This window comes from Lysinibacillus sp. RS10 (genome assembly GCF_041956855.1).
GTDB classification, from domain to species: Bacteria; Bacillota; Bacilli; order Bacillales_A; family Planococcaceae; genus Lysinibacillus; species Lysinibacillus xylanilyticus_A.
Window position 1 is genome coordinate 1,887,805 of record NZ_CP167122.1, and the last position, 24,384, is coordinate 1,912,188.

Here is a 24,384-nt window from a genome sequence, read left to right on the forward strand (position 1 = left end):
GCCGCACACCTATCCTCGTAGGTTGAAACGATCACATATTTTTCGGCAGGTCTCCTGGCTTTAGTTCAACGTTTTATAGGCCTTCCCATCCTTTGGACAGTGACATGATCTATAAAACTCCCTAGTACAGTGGCGGGACCGCGCCGGACTTGAACCGGCTTCCCTTTTAAGCGAAATGGTATACACTTCGCACCGAAAAAGAATGAAGTTGTGAGATTTCACGACAAAGTGTAACATGAATTTCCACATATATGCTATACTTTTTATAAAAATTTTAGAATTAAAGGTCAATGTCGAAAATTCAGATAAATACAGATAAAAATTTCGTGTTTTCTCTGAATTTTTAATAAAAATGTCGCAATTTGAGAAAGAAATATTGAAATTTTTAAAAATTAAGATATGATAGAGACAGTTTTCTATCACAATCAATTATGCCTCGGCATAATTGCGTCCGGAATCGGCTTTGTGCTTGCACAAAGAACTCCTTTCCGATTTCGTGACATCCGCCGGAGGCTTTAACTTCTTTCAGCGGATGTTTGGACACTTGCTGAAAAATAAAAACCCGTATTCATCTCACCACCTATACAGGTGGGAGACTTGCTGAAAGAAGTTAAACAATTTCATATAAAACATCAATAAGTGCTTGAATATTTTCGAGATAATAGGGAAATCGGTGAAAATCCGATACAGCCCCCGCTACTGTAATAGCTGATGAAATCGCAAATGCCACTAGTGAAAACTTAGGAAGGCGCGAAAGTAAAAGGAAGCTTAAGTCAGGAAACCTGCTTATTGTGATAAATGCATGCAAACTTTTCGGAGGGAGAAGTTGAAGCGAGAGCGAGTACCTGTATATATTCGTTTTAATTTGGCTTCTACTAAACCTTTACTCTTCGTCTAGAGTAAAGGTTTTTTCTTTTTCCTAAAAGCAAATGAGGGGAGAACAACAATGACAACTTGGAATTTAGAGGGGATGAAAACGCATCTTTTTATTTGCAATGGCAGTAGCTGTATGAAAAAAGATGCAGAGGAAATTACACAGGCAATCCGTGATGAAATACAAATGCAAGCGCTTGATCAGGACATACATACGACTAGGACACGCTGTAATGGTAGATGTAAGGATGCATGTGTTGTTATCGCTTATCCTCAGGGGAATTGGTACCGTGTGCCGACTACAGAGCATGCGCGGGCACTTGTACAAGATTTAAATCATGAAGTATTACAAAATGAGCATGTCTTTACACTGCGTGAAGGTTCGTTACAGCGTACAGCACAAACAACAGCCATTAAAGGCATTGAAAAGGTGAAAGAGGGGTAACAAAATGGCGCAAAAAGGAAAGATTTTCGTAGTTGGTTTTGGACCTGGGGATTTTAAACATATTACGACTCGTGCTGTTGAGGCACTTCAACAAAGTGATATGATCATAGGCTATAAAACATATGTTGAGCTTATTCAGGATTTAGTAAGTGCAAAGTCAATAGTTAGTACTGGTATGACAGAAGAAGTTTCTCGTGCACAGGAAGCGGTGCGCCAAGCAGAGGCAGGAAGTATCGTATCGGTTATATCGAGCGGTGATGCTGGCGTTTATGGCATGGCGGGATTAGTGTATGAAGTTTTAATTGAGCTAGGATGGACGGAAGCAACGGGTGTTGAAGTAGAGATTGTTCCAGGTATTTCTGCTATCAATTCATGTGCAAGTTTACTAGGTGCCCCGATTATGCATGACGCCTGTACGATTAGTTTAAGTGACCACTTAACACCTTGGAATTTAATTGCAAAGCGAGTAGAAGCAGCGGCAATGGCTGATTTCGTTATTGCTCTTTATAACCCAAAAAGTGGCCGTCGTACGAGACAAATCGTAGAGGCACAACGAATTTTATTAGAATATCGTTCTCCAGATACACCGGTAGGACTAGTGAAAAGTGCGTATCGTGAACGTCAGGAAATTACGATGACGACTTTAGCAGAAATGCTAGAACATGATATTGGCATGCTAACAACTGTTGTTATCGGGAATTCATCAACGTTCTTCTATGACAATAAAATGATTACGCCACGTGGTTATCAGCGTAAATATACACTCGGCGATGAAAAACAACCGTTACGGCCACATCAACGTCTAAAAGAAGAAAATGAACCATGGGCAATGAATCAAGAAACAGGTCAGGCTCGTAATGATTTTGCGACAGATCCCAATGCCAATCGTATTAAGCCCAGTTTAGCCATAACATCAGAACCAAAGCCTAAAAAAAAGTCATCACTTGAATTGGCGACAACAGCACTAGCAATGGTGAAGGGAACAAGTGCAGTGAGGGTAACTCCGAAACTTGTTCAACAAAAAATGGAATCCATTTTTGAATTAGCTGTGAGTCCAGGAGTAGCCAATAAGTTCTTTACTCCTCAACAAATGATGACGCTAGCAGAGGTAGTTGGAGAAGAAGGAACGATGGAGTATACACCAGACCATCAAATTCATCTGAAAATTCCAACGACTGATCCTGCAGTGATTACAGCAAAGCTTCGAGAAGTTGGCTTTTTACTAGCACCGATTGGTGACGTGCTATCGTTAAAGGCTTGTGATTTCTGCTATGGAGAAAAGACTGATTCGATTCCTTATGCGGAAGAGATTCAGGAAAAGCTTGGCGGTATGTCGTTACCGAAAACGTTAAATATAGGCTTTAACGGCTGTGGTATGGCATGTTATCGAGCGGTATTTGATGATATTGGTATTGTGTATCGCAAAAGTAAGTTTGATGTTTTTATTGGGGCTAAGCCAGTTGGTCGTACAGCACATGCGGCCCAGCCTGTTGTGGAGGGTTTAGAACCTGAGCAACTTATACCGCTGATCACAGATATTATCGAAGAGTATAAAGCAAATGCACATCCAAATGAACGATTGTTTAAATACTTTAAGCGTGTGAAAAAGATACTTCATTTTACGTATCAGGATATGTCTTCAAAAATAAAAGTTGAGCCAGCTCCGTGCGGCGACTAGTGAGGAGTAATGAGGATGAAAGCAATTTTATTTGTCGGCCATGGGAGCCGTTTAGCAGCAGGAAATGATGAGGTACGTACATTTATTGAGCAAATGACACCTCGTATTGATGATAGTTTTTTAGTAGAAACATGTTTTTTAGAGTTTGCTTCGCCAAACATTGAAGAAGGTATTACGAACTGTGTCAAGAAGGGCGCTACTGAGGTACATGTTATTCCGATTATTCTTCTTCATGCGGGACATTCAAAACTGCATATTCCTGCAGAAATCGAGCATGCGCGTGAGCATTATCCAAATATTACATTCACATATGGCCAAACAATTGGTGTCCATGAAGAAATATTTGCGATTCTAGAAGACCGCCTAGCAGAGATTGGCTTTAATGCGGAAGAAGAACATAAGGATACTGCCATTTTATTAATTGCACGAGGCGGCAGTGACCCATATGCGAATGGTGATTTTTATAAAATTACACGTCTGCTATGGGAAAAACTACCTGTACAGTACGTAGAAAGCGCCTTTATGGGTGTAACAGATCCTCGTGTTGAAGAAGGCATTGAGCGCTGTGTAAAACTTGGTGCTAAAAAAATTATTATGCTACCGTACTTTTTATTCACAGGTATCCTAATGGAACGCATGCATGGTATGTGCGAGCAATTTAACGAGAAATATCCAGACAGTGATATTCAAATCGCTAACTATTTTGGCTATCATGAGCGTTTACAAAATGTGTTATTAGAGCGTATTGAGCAAGCTGTGAATGGTACATCAACAGGTATGCAAGATTTAGAAAACTATCGTGCTTATGCGGCGGTACATGGACATGCGCATCATCATCACCATCATGACCACGACCATGGGCACGACCACCATCACCACGATGATCATGATCATGATCATGATCATGACCATGACCATGACCACGACCACCATCATGACCATGAAGAGGAGCCAGTGAAATGATTTTCATGTTAGCTGGGACGAGTGATGCAAGGAATCTAGCACTAGAATTACAGTCAGCAGGTTATGCTGTGACAGCTACAGTCGTTACTGAATCAGCCGCTTCAAGCCTTACAGAAGTGGGCCTGCCTCATTTAGTCGGTCGATTAACGGCTGAAGAAATGGCGACAATCATCACAGAGCAAGGGTATCGTTTAGTTGTAGATGCCTCTCATCCATTTGCTGAGGAAGCTTCAAAAAATGCCATGGCTGCAGCTGAGCAAGCAAATGTACCGTATATTCGCTATGAACGAGCACATGAGCATTATACACATCCACTAATTATGGTTGTGAAAGATTATGAGGAGGCTGCTCACTTAGCAGCGGAAAAACGTGGTGTCATCATGTTAACGACGGGCAGTAAAACACTTGCAACATTTACAAAAGTATTACATGGCTTAGACAATACACGAGTAATTGCGCGTATGCTTCCTCGACTCGATAATATGGAAAAATGTGAAGCACTTGGTGTGGCACAAAGAGATATCGTTGCGATACAAGGTCCGTTTTCAAAGGAATTAAACGAAGCGCTCTTCCGTCAATATGATGTGACCCTGATGATTACGAAAGAAAGCGGCAAGGTTGGCTCTGTGGATGAAAAGCTAGATGCTGCCCTTGCATGTGGCATTGAAACGATTTTAATTGCAAGACCAAATATAAAATACGGACAGCAATATTCTACATTTGAAGATGTATTACAAGCTGTACAAAACACACTTTAGGAGGCAATCCAGATGGACTTTAAAACAGATTTCAAACCATTAACAGTAGACCCAGATAAAATTTACGATTACAGTTTTGCAATTATTGCAGAGGAAATGGGCGAGCATAATTTCTCAGAAGACGAGTGGAAAGTAGTACGTCGCATCATCCATGCTTCTGCTGACTTTGAACTAGGACGTAGTGTAATTATTACACCAGGTGCGCTTGAAGCAGGGATTAAATCAATTCTTGCTGGTCGCCATGTCATTGCAGATGTGCAAATGATTGAAAGTGGTTCTGGGAAAAAACGCTTCCAAAAACATGGTGGCGATTTACACTGCTATATTGCAGATGAAGACGTGTCGATCGAAGCGAAAAAACAAAACACTACACGTGCGATTATTTCTATGCAAAAGGCTGCTAAATTACATGAGGGTGGCATTTATGCAATCGGTAATGCACCGACTGCATTGCTGGAATTAATTCGTTTAATTAAAGAAGGCTTAGCGAAACCAGATTTAATTATCGGTATGCCAGTTGGCTTCGTTTCTGCTGCTGAGTCGAAAGAAGAGTTATTAAAACTAGAAGGTATTCCGTATATTACAAATGTTGGTCGTAAAGGCGGTAGTACAGTGACGGTTGCCGCATTGAATGCTGTTTCACTTTTAGCGGATGAACAGGCGAAAAAATAATGGAGCGGAAGCCTAAAAAGGATCCCAAGGACATGCGTCACGGTTATACAACGGGAGCCTGTGCAACTGCAGTAACGAAGGCTGCATTACTGGCCTTAATTACAAATGACGAGCAAGAAACAAGTACAATTCATTTGCCGATTGGGCGAGATGCAACATTTACGATAGAAAAATGTACATTTGAAAATAATGCTGTAAGTTGTGAAACCATTAAAGATGCTGGTGATGACCCTGATGCAACACATAAGGCACTCATTATTGGGACAGTGAGCTGGGCTGATACACCTGGCATTCATTTAGACGGAGGGATTGGTGTCGGGCGCGTAACAAAGCCCGGCTTACCAGTGCCTGTTGGAGAAGCAGCGATTAATCCTGTGCCACGGAAGATGATTCTTAGTACTGTACAGGGTGTGCTTGACGATTTTGAAATTGACAGAGGCGTCAATGTAGTGATTTCAGTACCTGAAGGTGAGGAAATTGCAAAAAAAACGTTAAATGGGCGACTTGGTATTATTGGAGGCATCTCCATTTTAGGCACAAGGGGAACCGTCGTGCCTTTTTCGAGTTCCGCTTATATGGCAAGTATCGTTCAAGCTATTAGTGTTGCAAAGGCAGCTGGCTGTGAGCATTTAGTCGTGACTACTGGTGGGCGCAGTGAAAAATTTGGGATGGCACAGTACCCTCATTTGCCAGAGGAAGCGTTTGTAGAGATGGGCGACTTTGTTGGCTTTACATTAAAGCATTGTAAACGACTTGGTATTAAAGAAGTATCACTAGTTGGTATGATGGGTAAGTTTTCCAAGGTTGCTCAAGGTGTGATGATGGTGCATTCCAAAAGTGCTCCGATTGATTTTAACTTTTTAGCACAATTGGCAGTGGATATAGGTGCAGACGAAGAGACGGTAGCTGAGATACGAGAGGCCAATACTGCTTCACAAGTCGGCGAAATTATGGCAGAGAAGGGCTATGATGCATTCTTTCACCATTTATGTGAGGCTTGTTGCTATTCTTCGTTACATCATGTTAGAGGCGGTTTAACGCTTTCCACATCGATCTATTCGATGCAGGGACAATTATTAGGAAGGGCTGATGACATTGCATCGATCGATGAAATTGATTGGGATCGGGGATAACGGACAAGAAAGCTTGCTACCACAATATGTACAGTGGATTGAAGACTGTGAGGTACTTGTTGGCGGTGAGCGTGTTCTAGAATTTTTCCCGAGCTTTACTGGAGAAAAAATAATAATCAAAGGTGGTCTTTCAACGCTTGTTGAAAGATTATCTACAGAAACAAGAAACACCGTTATTCTAGCGTCAGGTGATCCACTATTTTATGGAATCGGTGGTTATTTAGCGAAAAAGCTAAACGTTGAAGTTTATCCATATATGAGCTCGGTACAACTTGCCTTTTCGAAGATGGGGGAAAGCTGGCAGGACGCTTATGTAACAAGTATTCATGGACGCTCTATGAAAGGCTTAGCACAGCGTATTGATGGCAAAAAGAAAGTGGCGCTTCTAACAGATGCTGAAAATAACCCGAATGCACTTGCACGCTATTTAAAGCATTTTGGCATGACAGAATACAGCGCATTTGTGGCAGAAAATCTACAGGGCATTAATGAAAAATTTGGCTCGTATTCTCTTGATGAATTAGAGACTACAGACTTTTCTCCTTTAAATGTCGTGATTTTAAAACAATCATCCGAACCAAAACGCTATACACTCGGGATTGATGATGAAGAATTCTCACAGCGTAAGCCAGATAAAGGGCTTATTACGAAAAAAGAAATTCGTGTCTTAAGTTTACAAGCAATGCAGCTACAAAAAGATAGTATTGTATGGGATGTCGGTACATGTACAGGATCTATGGCGATTGAGGCTGGTAAGCTTGCGCCAGAAGGTCAGGTATTTGCGGTAGAGAAAAATGCACCTGATTTAGAAAATTGCCTGCAAAATCAGCAAAAGTTCCGTGTTGATATAACAGCTATTCATAGTAAAGCACCTGCAGGACTTGAAAACTTCCCTGATCCGGATGCGATTTTTATCGGTGGAACAGGAGGCGAAATGGTGGAGCTATTGCAATTATGTTGTACCCGCTTGAAGCCAAATGGTCGTATTGTCTTAAATGCTGCAACAATTGAAAATTTATATAAGGCAGTCGAAGCGTTTAAAGCTTGTGGCTTTGCCGTTGACATCTTACAGGCACAGCTTGCGCGCAGTAAACCAATTTTAGATATGACACGTTTTGTCCCATTAAATCCGATTTATATTATATCTGCATATCGAAAGGAAGAAAATCATGAGTAATCTTGGTATTTTATATGGCTTGGGCGTAGGTCCTGGCGATCCAGAATTAATTACAGTTAAAGCATTCCGCGTTATTCAGGAGTCGCCTGTTATTGCGTATCCAAAAAAATTAAAAGGCAGTAAAAGCTATGCACATCGTATTGTAGATGTTTACATTAATCCAGAAGAAAAGGATATGCTTGGCCTAGTATTCCCAATGACAAAGGATGAGACTGTATTAGAACGTGAATGGACAAAATCTGTTGAACTTGTCTATGGAAAATTAAAAGAAGGCAAAGACGTCGCATTCGTAACAGAGGGAGATCCACTATTATATAGTACGTTCATCCATATGATGAAGCTTATGCAGGATATGCACCCAGAGGTTGAAATCCAAACAGTACCAGGAATTTCTTCGTTCAATGGTTCGGCATCACGTTTAGGAATTGCGCTCGCAGATGGTGATGACCGTGTTGCCATCGTACCTGCCTATGATAACTATGATGCAATGCGTGAAGCGATTGAAAGTCACGATGCAGTGGTATTCATTAAAGTGGCGAAGGTGATTGATTTAATGTTAGAGGTGTTACGTGATTTAGATTTACTTGATAAGGCATCTGTCGTAACGAAGGTCACATCTGACGAGGAGATTATTTGGGATGTACGCGAGCTAGACGGTGTCGATTTAGAATACTTAACATTAATGGTGGTGCGAAAATAATGAAGAAAATATATATTGTCGGCGCTGGTCCTGGTGATCCGGATTTAATTACAGTAAAAGGTTTACATATGCTACAAACAGCGGATGTTGTCATGTATACAGATTCGTTAGTAAATGAAGATCTTATTGCCAAAGCAAGACCGGATGCGGAAGTTATTCGCACCGCGGGTATGCATTTAGAGGAAATGGTAGCCGTAATGGCAGATCGTGTCAATGCAGGTAAAGTAGTGGCTCGTATGCATACAGGAGATCCTGCTATGTATGGTGCCATCATGGAACAGGTTGCATTATTGAAAAAAGAAGGCATTGGCTATGAGGTCATTCCTGGTGTTAGCTCTGTCTTCGCTTCGGCGGCAGCAATTGGGGCAGAATTAACGATCCCTGACTTAACGCAAACACTTATTTTAACGCGTGCAGAAGGGCGTACACCTGTGCCAGAATTCGAAAAACTACGCGATTTAGCAAGTCACCATTGTACAATTGCCTTATTCCTAAGTGCAACGCTAACGAAGAAAATCGTAAAAGAATTGCAGAGTGCAGGCTGGGCTGATGATACACCTGTAGCGGTTATTCAAAGAGCTTCTTGGCCAGATCAAAAAATCGTACGTACTACGTTGGTTGAGCTAGATGAAGCAATGCGTGTGAACGGTATTCGTAAGCATGCGATGATTTTAGCTGGTTGGGCATTAGATCCGACTATTCATGATAAGGATCAATATCGTTCGAAGTTATATGATGCTACCTTTACACATGGTTTTAGAAAAGGTGTGAAGACAAGTGATTGAGTTACAAGAGGGTATTTTACCAGCAGTTGAGCAACGAAATGCTTATGCTGTTGTAGCCATCACCAAACATGGTGTTCAACTCGGACGCCGCTTGCAGCAAACTTTTGCTGCGAGCGATTTATACTATATGAGTAAATTTGAGCAGGGCGATGAAGCGGAAAAGCATATTCAAATGTTTACAGGGACTGTGCGTTTGCTGCTGCCAACCTTGTTTAAGCAATATAAAGGTTTAATTTTAATCATTTCACTCGGTGCAGTTGTACGCATGATTGCACCGATATTAAAGGATAAAAAGACAGATCCAGGCGTTGTTGTCATTGATGACCGTGGTGAAAATGTGATTAGTGTGTTATCTGGACATTTAGGTGGTGCCAATGAGCTGACACATGAAGTTGCAGCAGCACTTGGAGCCAATCCAATAATTACAACAGCTTCAGATGTGCAAAAGACAATCCCTGTTGATTTATTTGGCGCACGTTTTGGCTGGATTTGGGATAGTGCCGATAAACTAACACCAGTAAGTGCCTCTGTTGTCAATGAGGAGCATGTCGCAATCGTACAGGAAACGGGTGAACGCGACTGGTGGATGCGTGACACACCAATGCCTGAGCAAATTAAAGTCTATACGTCAACGTATGCTGCGATTGAAGCTAAACCACATGCGACATTGCTTATTACAGATCGCATAATTGAACCTGAAGAAGAAGTACTTCTTGAAAATGGTGTCATTTATCGACCAAAATCGGTTGTGCTTGGCATGGGCTGTAATCGTGGGACATCTGTGGAAGAAATTGAACAGGTCATTGATGACACACTTGCAGAGCTTAAACTTTCGAAAAAAAGTGTCAAGGCACTATGTACAATCGATTTGAAGAAAGATGAGCAATGCTTCCTTGAGATAACAAAGAGATATGATTGGGAATTTGTAACATATTCACCTACTGAATTAAATGAAATCGATTTTCCAACACCTTCAGAGACGGTCTTTCAATATACAGGTGCATATGGAGTGAGTGAGCCTGCAGCGATGCGTTATGCGCAGGTGGAGTCGCTTGTGTTACAGAAGAAAAAATCGGGCAATGCTACGATTTCTGTTGCTAGATTAACATTTTAAGGAGGAAGCCTATGCAAACAAATCGCTTTGTACTTGCTGGTACTGGCAGTGGAGTTGGTAAAACGACTTTTACCATTGGACTCATGAAAGCATTACAAGAAAAGGGCAAGACTGTGCAGGGCTTCAAATGTGGTCCCGATTATATTGATCCAACGTATCATACTGCCGTAACAGGACGGGTATCGCGCAATATCGATAGCTGGATGTTTTCACATGAAGCCGTGCGTGATATTGTTGCGCGCGCAAGCTTTGATGCGGATGTTTCAATTATTGAAGGCGTTATGGGCTTTTATGATGGTAAAAGTCCATTATCTGATGAAGGTTCTGCAGCAGATATTAGTGTAGTAACAGAGAGCCCTGTTATTTTAATTGTCAATTGTGCAAGTATGGCACGAAGTGTAGCAGCGGTTGTGAAAGGCTTCCAACTGTTGTCTGATAAGCCGAATATCGTTGGTGTTATTGCCAATCAGGTCGGTAGTGTCGGACATTATGAAATTGCGAAAGCTGCCATTGAGCAGGAATGTGGAATCCCTGTTATCGGATACTTGAAGCGTGAGGTAGGGATTGATATTCCTAGCCGTCATTTAGGGTTAGTGCCTGCGATTGAACGAGGAGAACTCGATACATTTTTTGATAAGCTAGGCTCATTAATGGCAGAGACGATTGATTTAGATCAATTACTTGCATTAACAAAGGCTCCTGTTTTACAAGAATCCGGGCAACTATTTGTGGAAGAACCCTCTCAAAATATTTGCATTGCTGTAGCAAAGGATGCCGCGTTTAACTTCTATTATGAAGAAAATTTGGCATTGTTACGTGCAAAGGGAGCAACACTGCAATTTTTCTCTCCACTAGCAAATGAACCTGTTCCAGCTGAAGCAGACGGATTGTATATAGGTGGGGGCTTCCCAGAGGAATTTGCTGATATCCTGGCAAAAAATACTGCTGTAAAAAAATCTATTCGTGAAGCAATCGACAAAGGGTTACCAACATTAGCAGAGTGTGGGGGCTATATGTACTTGACGGAGGCTATTACGAATAGTAATGGGGACCGTTATGACATGGTAGGTGTTATTCCAGGTGAAGTTGCAATGCAAACAAAATTAGCGGCCCTTGGTTACCGTGAAATTTTTGGCACACAAGATAATTTCTTAATTGGTACGGATGAAGAAGCAAAGGGGCATGAATTCCACTATTCAAAGTATAGCGGCACACATAACACACCAGCTTACCAAACGAAAGGGCGATTTGGTAACAAACAAGAGGGCTACCAAGCAGGAAATCTAGTGGCTGGCTATACGCATTTTCATTTTGTATCTAACCCAAAACTTGTTGACAACTGGTTAACAGCTTGTAAGAAGGTGAAAAATTATGACTAATTATTTTCCTATTCATATTAATGTTGAATATAAAACGGTAGTAATCGTTGGTGGAGGTCACGTAGCAACACAGAAGGTAGCATCACTGCTTCCGGCTAAAGCAAATATTGTTATAGTAAGTCCAACCCTAGATGATTCATTACTACCGCTTGCTGAATCAGGTCAAATTACATGGCGTGAAAAAGCATTTGAACCACGTGATTTAGATGATGCAATTCTCATCATTGCGGCAACAGATGATACGACAATAAATGAAGCTGTACAAGAAGCAGCACAGCATTGGCAGCTAATCAATCGTACTGATGCACAAGCGGAGAGCGATTTTATAACGCCAGCAACAGTGCGCCGTGGTCCATTAGTGTTAACTGTATCAACGTCAGGTGCCAGTCCATCACTAGCGCGTAAAATCAAAGCGGATCTCGAAGAGCAATTTGATGAGATTTATGATGACTATGTATGCTTCTTGCAGCAGGCACGTTTAATGATTGCTGCTAAGTTTGAGAAAGGTCCACAAAGACGTGCTTTATTACAAGCATTACTTGAACCGAGCTTACTAGAATGGACACGTAGTGGAGAGATTGATAGACGTGAAGCTTATTTACAACAATTACTGATGGGAGAAGCGCGATGAAAGACGGAATTGTGTATTTAGTTGGAGCTGGACCAGGAGATCCAAAGCTCATTACAGTGTACGGGCTAGAATGTATTCAAAAGGCTGATGTCATTGCGTATGATCGTCTTGTGAATCCTAAATTGCTAGAGTTTGCAAAAAAAGATGCTGAGCTTGTGTACTGTGGTAAATTACCCGGTAAGCATCACCTCATTCAAGATGAGATTCATACATTACTTGTCGAAAAAGCACAAGAAGGCAAGATTGTCACACGATTAAAGGGTGGCGATCCATTTGTTTTTGGTCGCGGTGCAGAGGAAGCCGAAATCTTAAAAAATCATGGTATTGCTTTTGAAATCGTCCCAGGTATTACTGCGGGGATTGCTGCGCCAGCATATGCAGGTATACCTGTAACACACCGAGACTTTGCGACAAGCTTTGCTCTAGTAACAGGGCATGGTCGTGAGGAAAAAGGACAGGACTTTTTAAATTGGTCTGCACTTGCAACAGGTATCGATACAGTTGCCTTTTATATGAGTGTTGGCAATATTGCGTATATCTCTAAAAAGCTCATCGAAAATGGTCGTAAGCCAACTACCCCAGTAGCAGTGATTGAGTGGGGAACAACAGATCAACAGCGTACCATTACAGGGCAACTTGAGGAAATTGCTAGCATTATTGAACGTGAAGGCTATCATAATCCTTCTATGATTATTGTGGGTGAAGTAGTAAATGTCCGCGAGAAAATTAAATGGTTTGAAGAGCAGGGACTTGCTTTATCGTAATGAAATGAGTGCAAAGATTTTAACAAGGGAGGAAACATCATGCCAGTAATAGAGGCTTTAAAAAATCGTCGGGCGATTCGCAATTACACGACACAGCCTGTTGAACAAGAGAAAATCGAGAAAATTTTACAAGCAGCTACTTATGCTCCAAATGACCGTATGCGCGAGCCTTGGCATTTTTATGTTATTCAAGGCGAAGCAATGAAACGCTATGAGGAAATGGCTAATGCTTATTTAGAGGAGCGATTCCCAACAAAGCCAAATTTAGTAGAAAGCTCATTAAAAGTTGTGCAAACGACGCCTGTTGCCATTGTTGTTACGGCAGATATGGTGGAAGACGATGCTGATGCGACAGAGGATAATGTCTTTGCTGTATGTAGTGCGATCATGTCGATGTGGCTTGTTGCGGAGGAGCTAGGACTTGGCTTTGTATGGCGTACACGCGGAGTAGGGCTTGTTCATGATGCAAGAATGCATGCATTTATCGGAGCGAATGAATCACAAAAAGTAGTAGGTACTATTTTTATTGGCTATCCAGAAGAGCAGGAGCTTAAAGACAAGAAACGCACACCATTTGAAGAAAAAACAACATGGCTTTAAGGGAGGCTTGAACAATGGCTAGAAAAGGCTTGTTTTTAGTTTATACAGGTGAAGGGAAGGGCAAAACAACAGCTTCTCTAGGTGTCACACTGCGCGCAGTTGGTCGAGGTCTAAATGTACGCTATATGCAGTTTATTAAATCACCAGAGCGTACATACGGAGAGCAAATCGCACTTCGTAAGCTTGGCGTAGAGATGGAGCAGATGGGTATTGGTTTTACTTGGACAAAAACACCGGAAGAGCATCGTGCTGCTTTAGCAAAAGCATGGAAGAAAACAAAAGCAGCCTTGCAAGACGACAGTATTGATTTGCTCGTGCTAGACGAGCTGAATAATGCACTGGCAATAACAAAATTCCCTATTGATGATGTGCTACCACTAGCCGAAGTCATTGAAGCCATTCAACAGCGTCCATCGACAATGCATTTAGTAGTTACCGGACGAAGTGCAAATCCAGCACTTATCGCGATGGCAGATTTAGTATCGAACATTGATGCGACAAAGCATTATTATGACGAAGGAATTCCAGCAGTCAAGGGCCTAGAATTCTAAGCAGTTATTAATAAGGGGAATATCCGCGCATCGGGGAAATACCCGCGGAAGCGAGGGGAATATCCGCGCTAAGAAGCTGAGTACCTACGCTTCAACTATAGATACGGAGGAAAAAGACTATGCCAGCAAAATCTATTATGATTCAAGGAACGGCTTCTGATGTTGGGAAAAGTATGATTTGTACTGCGCTGTGCCGTATTTTCTCAGATGATGGGCTAAAGGTAGTACCGTTTAAATCGCAAAATATGGCCTTGAATTCATTTGTAACTCATGATGGTGGAGAAATCGGCCGTGCACAGGGGGTACAAGCAGAGGCGGCACGCGTTGTCGCCACTACGGATATGAATCCGATATTGCTTAAACCGAAGCAGGATATGGTTTCAGAAGTGATTGTTCATGGCAAGCATTTTTTAAATATGGACGCTAAAAGCTATCGTAATCAATTTGTACAAGAAGCGATGCCGATTGTTGAAAAGTCTGTGAGAACTTTACAAAATACATATGATGTCATTGTCCTTGAAGGAGCAGGAAGCCCGGCAGAGATCAATTTAAAGGATCGTGATATTGCAAATATGCGAATGGCCCATTTAGCAGATGCTGCAGTTGTGCTAGTTGCTGATATCGATCGAGGTGGTGTATTTGCATCGATTGTTGGAACACTCGCGTTGCTTGACGATGCAGAACGTGCACGTGTAAAGGGTCTCATCATTAATAAATTTAGAGGAATGCGTGAATTACTCGATGATGGTATTGAATGGGTAGAGCGTGAAACTGGCATTCCTGTACTTGGTGTTGTGCCGTATGTAGAGGTCAATATTGAAGCTGAGGATTCGTTGGCACTCTCTTCATTACGCTTTAAAAAGCCAAAGCCAGGGGAATTCTCTGTGGATGTAGCAATGATTCGCTTGCCACGTATTTCAAATTTTACGGATGTTGATCCATTTTTTGATGAGCCAGAGGTTGGTGTACGACTAATTGGCCATGTCAATGAGCTTGGTACGCCTGACTTACTTATACTACCTGGAACAAAAAGTACAATGGATGATTTAGTATGGTTAAAGGAGCAAGGCTTTGATCAAGCGATAACTAATTTACGTCAACGAGGTACAAAAATTATTGGAATTTGTGGTGGCTTCCAAATGCTCGGTGAAACGTTATTAGACCCTGATGCAGTTGAAGGGAACGGCGATTCTGCACAAGGTCTAGGGTTATTGCCAATGGAAACTGTTTTTGTTGGTGATAAAAAAACGGTTCAAATGACAGGAACAAGAGGACAAGATACGTTTACTGGCTATGAAATTCATCTTGGACGTACAAAGATTTTACGTAACGAAGTGTCACCATTTTTACAACTTGCAGATGGGCGAGTGGATGGAGCGGTAAGTGCTGATGATCAAGTTGTTGGAACATATTTCCATGGTTTATTCCATAATCGCACCTTTACACGACAGCTTGTCAATGACATACGTGTGAAAAAAGGGCTTCATGCTCTACCTAGCGATGTGAAAAGTGACGCAGAACGTAGAGAGGACGCTTACAATATGCTAGCAGAGCACGTGCGCGCAAATCTTGATTTGAAAAAAGTATACGAAATCATGAATATAGAGGTATCTGTATGACAAGAAAAGGACCGTTAGCTATTAGTTATGAGGCATTATGGCAGGAAGGTATGAAGGACTGGCATGGTCATATGCCTGAAAGAATGGTTAATGATCAGTTAGAGGAGCAATTTTGGGCGCAGTCAATTGCACGAAAGAAAACGGGACAGACAGATCCTTATGCTGCAAGAATTTTTCAAGAAATAAATAAAAGTATTGAGCCGGAGCACTCTGTATTGGAAATTGGTCCAGGCTGGGGCAATTATACGTTTCCTCTAGCTAATAATGTGCGACAGCTAACTTGTATAGATAGCTCCGAAAGCATCCTTAGTTATTTACAAAATTGCATGCAGGATAAGCAGCATGTGTCTTATATTCATGCAAAATGGGAAAGCCTTGCTGAAAATGAGGTAGAAGCTCATGATATCGTGATTGGAGTCAATTGTTTTTATCGTATGTATGAAATCAAATCAGCACTTTACCATATGAATCGTCTAGCAAAAAAGCGTGCTATTATTGGCATGACAACAGGGCCTATTCAACCCCATTATGAGGTTTTGTATGAAAAGTATGGTTATGATATTAAATTTCCACGCCGAGATTATATAGAATTTTTAAATTTGCTATATGAGATGGATATTTATGCAGAGTGCAAAATCATCCCATTAGAACGAGTGTATGAATATGAAAGCTATGAGCAGCTTGTAACAACACAAAGTAAAAAAATATTAAATGATACTTTTGATAGAGCACATGTTGAGAAGTCGCTCTTGCCGTTTATTGAGGAAAAGAACGGACGTTATTATTATCGTCATGATTTCCATGCTGCACTCGTATCATGGGAGCCAAAATAATATCAAAACCTTTGGAAAGCTAGTCACCAAAGGTTTTTCTTATTGTCAACGATAGGGTACAATAAAGCGATAGAAATAGAAATGAGGTGGCATATGTGCAACTACATTTTTTAGGGACAGGCGCAGGAATGCCTTCAAAGGAACGAAATACAAGTGCCCTGATGGTAAAGCTTTTAGATGAAGTGGGCGAAATGTGGCTTTTTGATTGTGGGGAGGCGACTCAACATCAAATATTGCATACATCGTTAAAGCCCCGAAAAGTAACGAAAATATTCATTACGCATCTACATGGTGACCATATTTTTGGATTACCTGGCTTTTTAAGCTCTCGTTCATTTCAAGGCGGGGATGAGCCATTAACAATTTTTGGCCCGCAAGGTCTACAGCAATGGGTCGAGCAAACCTTTGCCTTGTCAAAGACGCATTTAACATATCCATTACAATTTGTTGAAGTCCATGAAGGTGTAATTTATGAAGATGAACATTTTACCGTAAGCGCAAGTGAATTGCGACATGTAGTTCCATGCTTTGGGTACCGTATTGAGCAAAAGGATTTGCCTGGTGAATTATTAATGGAAAAAGCTCAAGCTCTTGGTGTTCCAAAAGGTCCTCTGCTAGGACAATTAAAAAGTGGGAAAGATATTGTACTAGAGGATGGCACCATTGTTCATGCGCAAGATGTTGTTGCTCCGCCGAAAAAAGGCTTTACGCTCACAATTTTAGGAGATACAAAATATTGCGAAGAGGCAATTTTATTAGCCAATGGCGCAGATATCGTTATTCATGAAGCGACTTTTGATGGCACTACGACAGATTTAGCAGCCAGCTACGGACACTCTACAAATCTCGAGGCTGCAAAGGTGGCACAACAAGCAGGAGCAAACTATTTACTCTTAAACCATTTAAGTGCCCGCTTCTTACCTCACGATTTACCACTATTATTAGCGGATGCACAGGAGATTTTCCCACAGACCTACCTAACATCCGATCAATCAGTGTTTACATGGCACAACAATGAATTATCTTAAAATAATAATTTTGATAAGTAAGAACCTTTTAGATGATTCGTCATTTAGAAGGTTCTTTTATTTAAATTAGTACTTTAAGACCGGTGAAATTAATTCGTTAATTATTTAGATTTTGTTTAAAAACGTCTTGTATATGTTAAGCTATTGTCTTTATTTCTCTTATAAAAGGTGTTTGTAATATAGTCTTTTTTATCTAAGTATTTTATCCTGATTTTAAAATGACAAAATTGTGACGAATTTTTTATTATTGAAAATTATTATATTAAATTCGAAAGAAAAGTAATGAAAAACCTAAAATTGATATTGTATGATGAAATGGAAATAATCGCATATTTTAGGGGGTATTGTTGAGATGGGGAAAACAATGAAATGGAAAATGTTGCTGGAAATCATGTGCATAGTCGTAATTATTATCGGTGCATTTTCTGTTTATATTTATCAAGCAACATATAAAAGTGTAAAGAATAACGGGGAGGCGCTCGCTAATTCCATTGTTATGGGGATGGAGGGTGCTATTCAATCAAGAGAAAAAGCGGAAGAAATAATGGAAAAGGAAATGATTGCTGAATCAGTAATGGCTTCTTATATTATCGATAAAGGCGCTACATATGAAGATTTGAAGGCGATTGCTGAACGTGGAGGCATTGATGAAATATGGAGTACGGATGATAAAGGAAATACCACCGTCACTTCTGTAGCACCGACAATTGATTTTAACTTCGGTTCTGATCCAGACGGACAAGCAGCAGAATATATGCAGCTAGTAGATGGACGTGCAAAAGAAATTGTACAGAAGGCGCAAATACGTGATGTAGACGATAAATTTTACAAGTTCGTTGGGGTAAGTAGTTGGAATCCAGCAACACCTCAAATTGTACAGGTTGCTCGACAAGGACAGCAGCTATTAGATTTAGAGACTAGTATCGGTAGTGAATATTACATTGATCAGCTTAACAAATCATTATCCTCAACGGTCCTTTATGCAGCTGTCGTGAATGACAAAGGCGAAGCAATAGCAGCCACAGCAGAAAGAAATCTAGCGAATATTGGGTTTTTACCAGCTAAATTTTCAACACAAAAAGCATCTGACTTTTCGGGACGTTATGATGGAACTCGTGTTACTCAATACGTAAAACCGTTATCAAATGGTACATATTTAGCTATCGTTGTTTCAAATGAAGTACTTTCACATATTTTGATAGGAACAATTATTGCTTCATTAATCGTTGTATGTGTCATTTTCATCATTACTGGATTTTCTATTTCTAAACAAGTCTCCCGAATTATAAGTGTACGCGATTCACTTGAGGAAATTAGTAAGGGCGAAGCGGATTTAACTAAGCGAATAAACGTAAACTCTAAGGATGAGATTGGTCAATTAGTAGTATCATTTAACGGAATGATGGAAAACTTTCAATTCATAATGCGTGAATTGAAGCAGGAAGCTAGCCAAATTCAGGAGGCAACATACATAATTCAAGAAAATGCTCATCATACACTTGATTCATCTGAAATCATTCAGAAAGAATCTAGTCAGGTTGCTCAAGCATCTTGTGCGCAACAGCAAAATACAGAAGACAGCGCACTTTCAATGGAAGAATTAGCACGCAGTATCCAACATATTTCAGAATCCATTGTTGAGATTTCTACCATTTCTCGCAATACAGAAGAAAATGCGAATAATGGCTTACAAATTATGAACAAGTTACAGAAGCAATTAGTAGAAGTTAATGAAAAGACAAATCTTTCAGTAGAAAGTACAAAGGAATTAGAAAAATTATCTGGCATGATTGGTGAGTTTACAAATGTCATTACTGGAATTTCAGAACAAACAAACTTATTGGCGCTAAATGCATCTATTGAAGCGGCACGAGCTGGTGAAGCGGGTAAAGGATTTGCCGTAGTGGCAGAGGAAGTTCGCAAATTGGCAGAGGATTCAAAACTAGCGGCTGAGCGTATTTCTCAAGTTGTGATGAATGTACAAAGGGAAACAGCTAACATTGTATCAGTCATTTATTCTACTGCTGATGTATTAAATGCTGGTCGAACTATTGTCCATGAAGCACAGCAATCTTTTGAAGGCATTAACAATGATGTCCAAGTAATAGCAGATCAAGTAGATTTAGTATCGAGTACGACAGAGGAAATCGCAGCCAGCACAGAGGAAGTCACGGCTACAATGGAAGATGTATCATTATTGGCAAAACAGACTTCAGCAAGTGTTGCCGATGTCGCGCAAAAGGCTAAAAATCAAGCAGTAAATATGAATGAAATGACATCAATTATTGATAGGTTAAATACAACAGCAGACAATTTACAACAATCAGCAGGCAAATATAAAGTCTAAAATAATAGATAGTGAAAACAGATATTTGGAATATTAAAGAAATATAATGCGGTTAATAGTAGATTTTCGTATAATTGAATAAAGGGGAGTGGTTTATATGAATCAGCAAAAAATGCCACCAGCACTATTACGTTTAATCGTTATTTTTCCAAATGTGCTGAGCTATTTATTACTATTTGGACTTATTGTTTTTGTTAAAACTAATTATGACACATTAAAAGCAACGGACAACTTGACGGTTTGGCTTATTTTTATCGTAGTGCTTGCACCAGCTGCTGCCTACACGACATTCAGCATTGTGAAGAAAATTCGTGCTGGCCATATGTAACTATATTAATACACGTGATTTCGTTAGACGATCTAATGGATACACGTGTTTTTTCTTTGGAGTCTTTATTTTCATATTGTTAAAGTTATTTCTGCTATCTGAAGTTTGGAAAAAGACTATGTGATAATTTTTTTAAATGTAAAAAATCTGTGTTTATTTAACTTCTTTCAGCAAATGTTTTGTGTACCGAAAGCGTAGCCGCAGGTACAAATGTTTTAACTTTAAAACGGTTTTACAGTATCTAACACAACTAAATGGAACCCTAGTAACTAGCCGATAATTCAGACCGAATAAGCGGAGCGTCGGTCTGAATTTGGCTCCCACCCCAAGTCATCCCGTCTTTTGCCTGGGGTTTTCAGCGGTATTTCCACGATGAAAACAGGCTGGTGACTAGGGCCTGCATCCATTTATAAAGGCGGTACCGGCCCTTGTTAAATACAATAGCAATGGGCGTTATTTGTACGCCGATTGTTATTGACTGTTTGGAATTATATTGATAGACGGTACCCTCACAGAAGGTGCAATAGTTCGCCTTTGTTTGCTTTTACTCAGGCTGTATTTTGAAAAGTTTTTATTTAGTAGAGTTTTCTTATAAGAGTTACTGTTGTTTCAAATTTGGGTGATAAACTTATGGTTAGAATTTGCTATAAAAATGCATTAATTAACGAAGGCTCATGATGAGCTGCTTAACAAGTGGTTCCCCTAAATTCTCCAATTTAGCGTCATCTAATTGTAAACCCCAAAAATAAATGACTCCCATAAAACTTTGTACAATTACTTGGAAAAAAGCTTTTGTAGAGTCAATGTTTTGGATGGAGTTATCTTTTTTTCCTTCTTCAATAATTTGTCGAAGAATTACATACAACTTACGATTTTCATTTGTAAAAAAAGTGTGCTCATTACTAATAATTGCTGCGGAGTAGATGACACGCATCAAATCTTTCCCTAATTCTTTCTCAATACAACGAAATACAGCAAGACAAAAGGCTTCCAAGCGTTCTATTGCTAAAGAATGGTGTTGTTTTAATTCCTCATAGATGTGTACATAATGTTCATCCATCTCCATAAAACGCATCATGAAAATACTTGATTTAGAAGGAAAATGTTGATAAAAAGACCCCTTAGATGTTTTACTCTCCTTGACAATTCGATCCACAGAAACATTATCGTATCCCAGACTTTTAAATAAATCGAGTGCTACATTCATAATATGGAGTTGAGTTTTAATCCCTTTTGTTGTTTTTTTTTCTAAATTAGCCATACTTTCTCCTTTATTCAAAAAATTCTAAAAACATTTTGACTTTGATGGTAATGTCATTATATCATTAGACCACAGTCTAATCTATGGAGGTGTTTATAAATGGAAAAATTAAGAAGTTCCGAGGGTTTAGAATCATTATTTAAGGATAATATGCGTTTATTAGTCGGAGGATTTGGCATTTCAGGAACGCCGTTAACATTATTAGATGCTGTAGCAAAGTTTGAGGCAGGAAATTATGAGATTGTCAGTAATAACCTAGGTGATGAAGGTAAAGGGCTTCATAAGGTGTTCGAGGCAGGTAAAATTGCTAAAGCGATTGGTTCTTTTTTTACAATTAACAAAGAAGCTGTTATGGCTTGGTCAATTGGAAAGTTGGAGATTAATTTAATGCCACAAGGAACGTTAGCAGAAGCAATTCGTTGCGGTGGTGCTGGAATAGGTGGTTTTTATACACCAACAGCTGTTGGGACACGATTAGCTGAAGGCAAAGAAGTTCGCGAAATTGATGGGGTTCGTTATTTATTTGAGAAGGCAATTAAAGGGGATATAGCACTTATTAAAGCATCGAAAGCCGATAAAGCAGGAAATTTAGTGTATCACACGACTGCAAGGAATTTTAATCCTCTAATGGCTACTGCTGCAGAGGTAGTTATTGCTGAAGTAGATGAGATTGTTGAAATTGGAGAGCTATATCCTGAAGAAATTGTGACACCACACATCTTTGTAGATTTCGTAGTTGAAAGTAAGTACATCAAACAGGGAGGTACTTATGTTGAAATTAAATAGTCGAGAAATAATCGCAAAGCGTATTGCACTTGATCTAAAAAATGGGGACGTAGTGAATTTAGGGGTAGGAATTCCAACACTTGTTTCTAAATATATTGAAGATAAAAAAGTATATTTACAAACTGAAAATGGGCTACTAGGCATGGGGCCATCAGCACTCAAGGATGAAATAGATATAGATTTAATTGATGCCGGGAAAGATCCCATAACAATTACACCAGAAGCGTCATTTTTTGACAGCGCTTTCTCATTTGCAATGATTAGAGGAAAACACATCGACGTAGCTGTTTTAGGAACACTTGAGGTAGACCGTTATGGTGAGATCGCAAACTGGTCTGTACCGAATCAACCAATTTTAGGTGTTGGAGGTGCAATGGATTTAGTCGCTGGAGCAAAGAAAGTAATTGTGGCTAGTACTCTTTTTAAAAAAGATGGATCTCCTAAGTTAGTAGAATCGTTAACACTTGATTCAAGTGGTGAACGACGTGTTAATCAATTTGTAACGGAGTATGCAAATTTTATCTTCCAAGATGGTGAGATTTTCATAGATGATATTTATGGGGATTTGACATTTGAAGAATTAAAAAGGCGAATTGGTTTACCGTTGAGACAAAAATAAACAACTAATGGGAGGGAAAAGTGGATGTGGAGTTTAATTACGATTGTGATTTCATTAATTCTTTTAATCGTATTAGCCTTAAGGGGATTTAGTATTATCATCATCGCTCCTGCTGTAAGTTTATTTGTAATGGTAACGAATGGATTTCCAATTTTAGAAACGTTCCAAGATACGTACATGACAGGATTTATAGGTTATGTTCAGAAATATTTTCTGATATTTTTATTTGCATCTATGTTTGGAAAGTTAATGGATGATAGTGGTGCAGCTCGCCAAATTGCTAATCTTTTACTGAGAATTATCGGTAAAAATAGCAAATACAAAGTGTTAGTGGCAATAATGATCATTTGTGCGTTTTTAACGTATGGTGGTATCAGCTTATTCGTAGTAATTTTTGCAGTATTACCAATCGCAAAACCATTATTCAAAGAGCTAGATATTCCGTGGCATCTATTCATGGCACCGTTCTTTACAGGGATTGGGACATTCACGATGACAATGTTGCCAGGGACACCTTCTGTACAAAACATTATCCCGACAAAGTACCTTGGGACAACAGTTACAGCAGCACCTTTACTAGGTATTATCGCAGCAGTATTCGTCATTGCGATTAACCTATGGTATATGAAGTTCGCGTTAAAACGTTCAGAACAACGTAAGGAAACTTATGCAAATATGACAAACCCAGATAAAGATGGTCAAGAAGGAATAAAGGATATCTACGAGGGTCGTGCATTACCAAATATTGTTGTAAGTTTAATTCCACCAATTGCTTTACTAGTGACACTGAATGTTTTCAAAATTGACATTATCTATACATTAATGGGTGTTGTAGTATTAGCGACGATATTATTCTGGAATTATATTGAAATAAAGAAGGATACACTTAATGAAGGTGCAGTATCAGCCGTACTACCAATTGTTAATACGAGTGCTGACGTTGGTTATGGCTCTGTCATTGCGATTACAACAGGTTTCAGTCTTTTCAATGAAGCCATGACGCAAATTCCAGGTAGTCCAATGATTTCGCTTTTCTTAGCAACAACGGCACTTGCAGGAATCACTGGGTCTTCAAGTGGTGGTTTAGGAATTGCGATGGAAGCGCTATCATCTACTTATCTAAATCTAGGATTAAATCCAGATGCCATGCATAGGGTAATGGCAGTTGCCTCGGGGGGGCTTGATTCACTGCCGCATAATGGTGCTGTAATTACGATATTAGTTGCTTCAAAGTTAACACATAAAGACGCTTACAAACATATCTTCGTTGTTTCGGTTATTGCACCTTTAATTGCAAGTATTCCAATGTTGATTGCAACGGTTTTATTATATTAATGCCT

At 39.8% G+C, this 24,384-nt stretch carries 24 protein-coding genes and 2 riboswitches; of the genes, 23 read left to right on the forward strand and 1 reads right to left on the reverse strand.

The annotated features are described in order from the left end of the window. Positions 1-26: 26 nt before the first annotated feature. Positions 27-212: riboswitch (cobalamin riboswitch) on the reverse strand. A 408-nt stretch (positions 213-620) separates the two neighbouring features. Beyond that, positions 621-805: riboswitch (cobalamin riboswitch) on the forward strand. A 141-nt stretch (positions 806-946) separates the two neighbouring features. From ACB089_RS09650 to ACB089_RS09745, 20 genes are all read left to right on the forward strand, one after another. Continuing rightward, positions 947-1,318 (forward strand): ferredoxin, encoded by a 372-nt coding sequence (locus tag ACB089_RS09650; protein ID WP_068984709.1) that lies wholly within the window; start codon positions 947-949, stop codon positions 1,316-1,318. A gap of 4 nt (positions 1,319-1,322) precedes the next feature. Continuing rightward, the gene (gene cobJ, locus ACB089_RS09655) at positions 1,323-2,996 is read left to right on the forward strand and encodes a precorrin-3B C(17)-methyltransferase (RefSeq protein WP_368636710.1); all 1,674 of its coding nucleotides are present in this window, start codon (positions 1,323-1,325) and stop codon (positions 2,994-2,996) included. A gap of 15 nt (positions 2,997-3,011) precedes the next feature. Then, a complete protein-coding gene (locus ACB089_RS09660; protein WP_374966209.1) occupies positions 3,012-3,959 on the forward strand; it encodes a sirohydrochlorin chelatase in 948 nt (315 codons plus the stop codon). Further along, complete coding sequence (cobK, locus tag ACB089_RS09665) at positions 3,956-4,717, forward strand: precorrin-6A reductase (RefSeq protein ID WP_374966210.1); 762 nt, start codon at positions 3,956-3,958, stop codon at positions 4,715-4,717. The genes ACB089_RS09660 and cobK overlap by 4 nt, the downstream gene beginning before the upstream one ends. A gap of 12 nt (positions 4,718-4,729) precedes the next feature. Beyond that, positions 4,730-5,389, forward strand: a complete 660-nt coding sequence (locus tag ACB089_RS09670) for a precorrin-8X methylmutase (RefSeq protein ID WP_368636713.1) — start codon at positions 4,730-4,732, stop codon at positions 5,387-5,389. After that, a complete protein-coding gene (locus ACB089_RS09675) occupies positions 5,389-6,522 on the forward strand; it encodes a cobalt-precorrin-5B (C(1))-methyltransferase (protein ID WP_374966211.1) in 1,134 nt (377 codons plus the stop codon). The genes ACB089_RS09670 and ACB089_RS09675 overlap by 1 nt, the downstream gene beginning before the upstream one ends. Next, the gene (gene cbiE / locus ACB089_RS09680) at positions 6,479-7,699 is read left to right on the forward strand and encodes a precorrin-6y C5,15-methyltransferase (decarboxylating) subunit CbiE (protein WP_374966212.1); all 1,221 of its coding nucleotides are present in this window, start codon (positions 6,479-6,481) and stop codon (positions 7,697-7,699) included. The genes ACB089_RS09675 and cbiE overlap by 44 nt, the downstream gene beginning before the upstream one ends. After that, entirely contained in the window at positions 7,692-8,399 is a 708-nt protein-coding gene (cobI, locus tag ACB089_RS09685; RefSeq protein ID WP_374966213.1) for a precorrin-2 C(20)-methyltransferase, read from the forward strand. The genes cbiE and cobI overlap by 8 nt, the downstream gene beginning before the upstream one ends. Then, a complete protein-coding gene (gene cobM / locus ACB089_RS09690; protein WP_223553324.1) occupies positions 8,399-9,184 on the forward strand; it encodes a precorrin-4 C(11)-methyltransferase in 786 nt (261 codons plus the stop codon). Before cobI ends, cobM begins: the two co-directional genes overlap by 1 nt. Then, entirely contained in the window at positions 9,177-10,298 is a 1,122-nt protein-coding gene (locus ACB089_RS09695; RefSeq protein WP_374966214.1) for a cobalt-precorrin 5A hydrolase, read from the forward strand. Before cobM ends, ACB089_RS09695 begins: the two co-directional genes overlap by 8 nt. Before the next feature lie 11 nt (positions 10,299-10,309). Next, positions 10,310-11,677 carry a cobyrinate a,c-diamide synthase gene (locus tag ACB089_RS09700; protein ID WP_374966215.1) on the forward strand — a complete coding sequence of 456 codons (1,368 nt, stop codon included), beginning with the start codon at positions 10,310-10,312 and terminating at the stop codon, positions 11,675-11,677. Then, positions 11,670-12,308: a bifunctional precorrin-2 dehydrogenase/sirohydrochlorin ferrochelatase gene (locus tag ACB089_RS09705; RefSeq protein ID WP_374966216.1), complete on the forward strand. Its 639-nt coding sequence runs from the start codon at positions 11,670-11,672 to the stop codon at positions 12,306-12,308. Before ACB089_RS09700 ends, ACB089_RS09705 begins: the two co-directional genes overlap by 8 nt. Beyond that, on the forward strand, positions 12,305-13,072 hold the full coding sequence (cobA, locus tag ACB089_RS09710) for a uroporphyrinogen-III C-methyltransferase (RefSeq protein WP_374966217.1): 768 nt from the start codon (positions 12,305-12,307) through the stop codon (positions 13,070-13,072). Before ACB089_RS09705 ends, cobA begins: the two co-directional genes overlap by 4 nt. Positions 13,073-13,111: 39 nt before the next feature. Continuing rightward, on the forward strand, positions 13,112-13,672 hold the full coding sequence (locus tag ACB089_RS09715; RefSeq protein WP_374966218.1) for a nitroreductase: 561 nt from the start codon (positions 13,112-13,114) through the stop codon (positions 13,670-13,672). A 14-nt stretch (positions 13,673-13,686) separates the two neighbouring features. Continuing rightward, the gene (locus ACB089_RS09720) at positions 13,687-14,223 is read left to right on the forward strand and encodes a cob(I)yrinic acid a,c-diamide adenosyltransferase (RefSeq protein ID WP_368636722.1); all 537 of its coding nucleotides are present in this window, start codon (positions 13,687-13,689) and stop codon (positions 14,221-14,223) included. Positions 14,224-14,342: 119 nt separating this feature from the next. Beyond that, the gene (locus ACB089_RS09725) at positions 14,343-15,842 is read left to right on the forward strand and encodes a cobyric acid synthase (RefSeq protein WP_374966219.1); all 1,500 of its coding nucleotides are present in this window, start codon (positions 14,343-14,345) and stop codon (positions 15,840-15,842) included. Further along, positions 15,839-16,675 (forward strand): class I SAM-dependent methyltransferase, encoded by an 837-nt coding sequence (locus tag ACB089_RS09730; RefSeq protein ID WP_374966220.1) that lies wholly within the window; start codon positions 15,839-15,841, stop codon positions 16,673-16,675. The genes ACB089_RS09725 and ACB089_RS09730 overlap by 4 nt, the downstream gene beginning before the upstream one ends. 95 nt (positions 16,676-16,770) lie before the next feature. After that, positions 16,771-17,703 (forward strand): ribonuclease Z, encoded by a 933-nt coding sequence (rnz, locus tag ACB089_RS09735; RefSeq protein WP_374966221.1) that lies wholly within the window; start codon positions 16,771-16,773, stop codon positions 17,701-17,703. A 352-nt stretch (positions 17,704-18,055) separates the two neighbouring features. Beyond that, positions 18,056-20,050, forward strand: coding sequence for a methyl-accepting chemotaxis protein (locus tag ACB089_RS09740; protein ID WP_374966222.1), 1,995 nt, complete (start codon positions 18,056-18,058; stop codon positions 20,048-20,050). A 97-nt stretch (positions 20,051-20,147) separates the two neighbouring features. Then, a complete protein-coding gene (locus ACB089_RS09745; protein ID WP_068984691.1) occupies positions 20,148-20,378 on the forward strand; it encodes an acyl-phosphate glycerol 3-phosphate acyltransferase in 231 nt (76 codons plus the stop codon). A 661-nt stretch (positions 20,379-21,039) separates the two neighbouring features. On the opposite strand, the gene ACB089_RS09750 is transcribed toward ACB089_RS09745, so the two are convergent. After that, positions 21,040-21,639, reverse strand: coding sequence for a TetR/AcrR family transcriptional regulator (locus ACB089_RS09750; protein WP_374966223.1), 600 nt, complete (start codon positions 21,637-21,639; stop codon positions 21,040-21,042). Between the two features lie 99 nt (positions 21,640-21,738). On the opposite strand from ACB089_RS09750, the gene ACB089_RS09755 reads away from it, so the two are divergent. The 3 genes from ACB089_RS09755 to ACB089_RS09765 are packed head-to-tail and all read left to right on the forward strand — an operon-like array spanning position 21,739 to position 24,379. Next, entirely contained in the window at positions 21,739-22,425 is a 687-nt protein-coding gene (locus ACB089_RS09755) for a CoA transferase subunit A (protein WP_374966224.1), read from the forward strand. Then, positions 22,409-23,044, forward strand: a complete 636-nt coding sequence (locus tag ACB089_RS09760; RefSeq protein ID WP_374966225.1) for a CoA-transferase — start codon at positions 22,409-22,411, stop codon at positions 23,042-23,044. The genes ACB089_RS09755 and ACB089_RS09760 overlap by 17 nt, the downstream gene beginning before the upstream one ends. 24 nt (positions 23,045-23,068) lie before the next feature. After that, positions 23,069-24,379: a GntP family permease gene (locus tag ACB089_RS09765; RefSeq protein ID WP_374966226.1), complete on the forward strand. Its 1,311-nt coding sequence runs from the start codon at positions 23,069-23,071 to the stop codon at positions 24,377-24,379. The last annotated feature ends 5 nt before the right edge of the window (positions 24,380-24,384 follow it).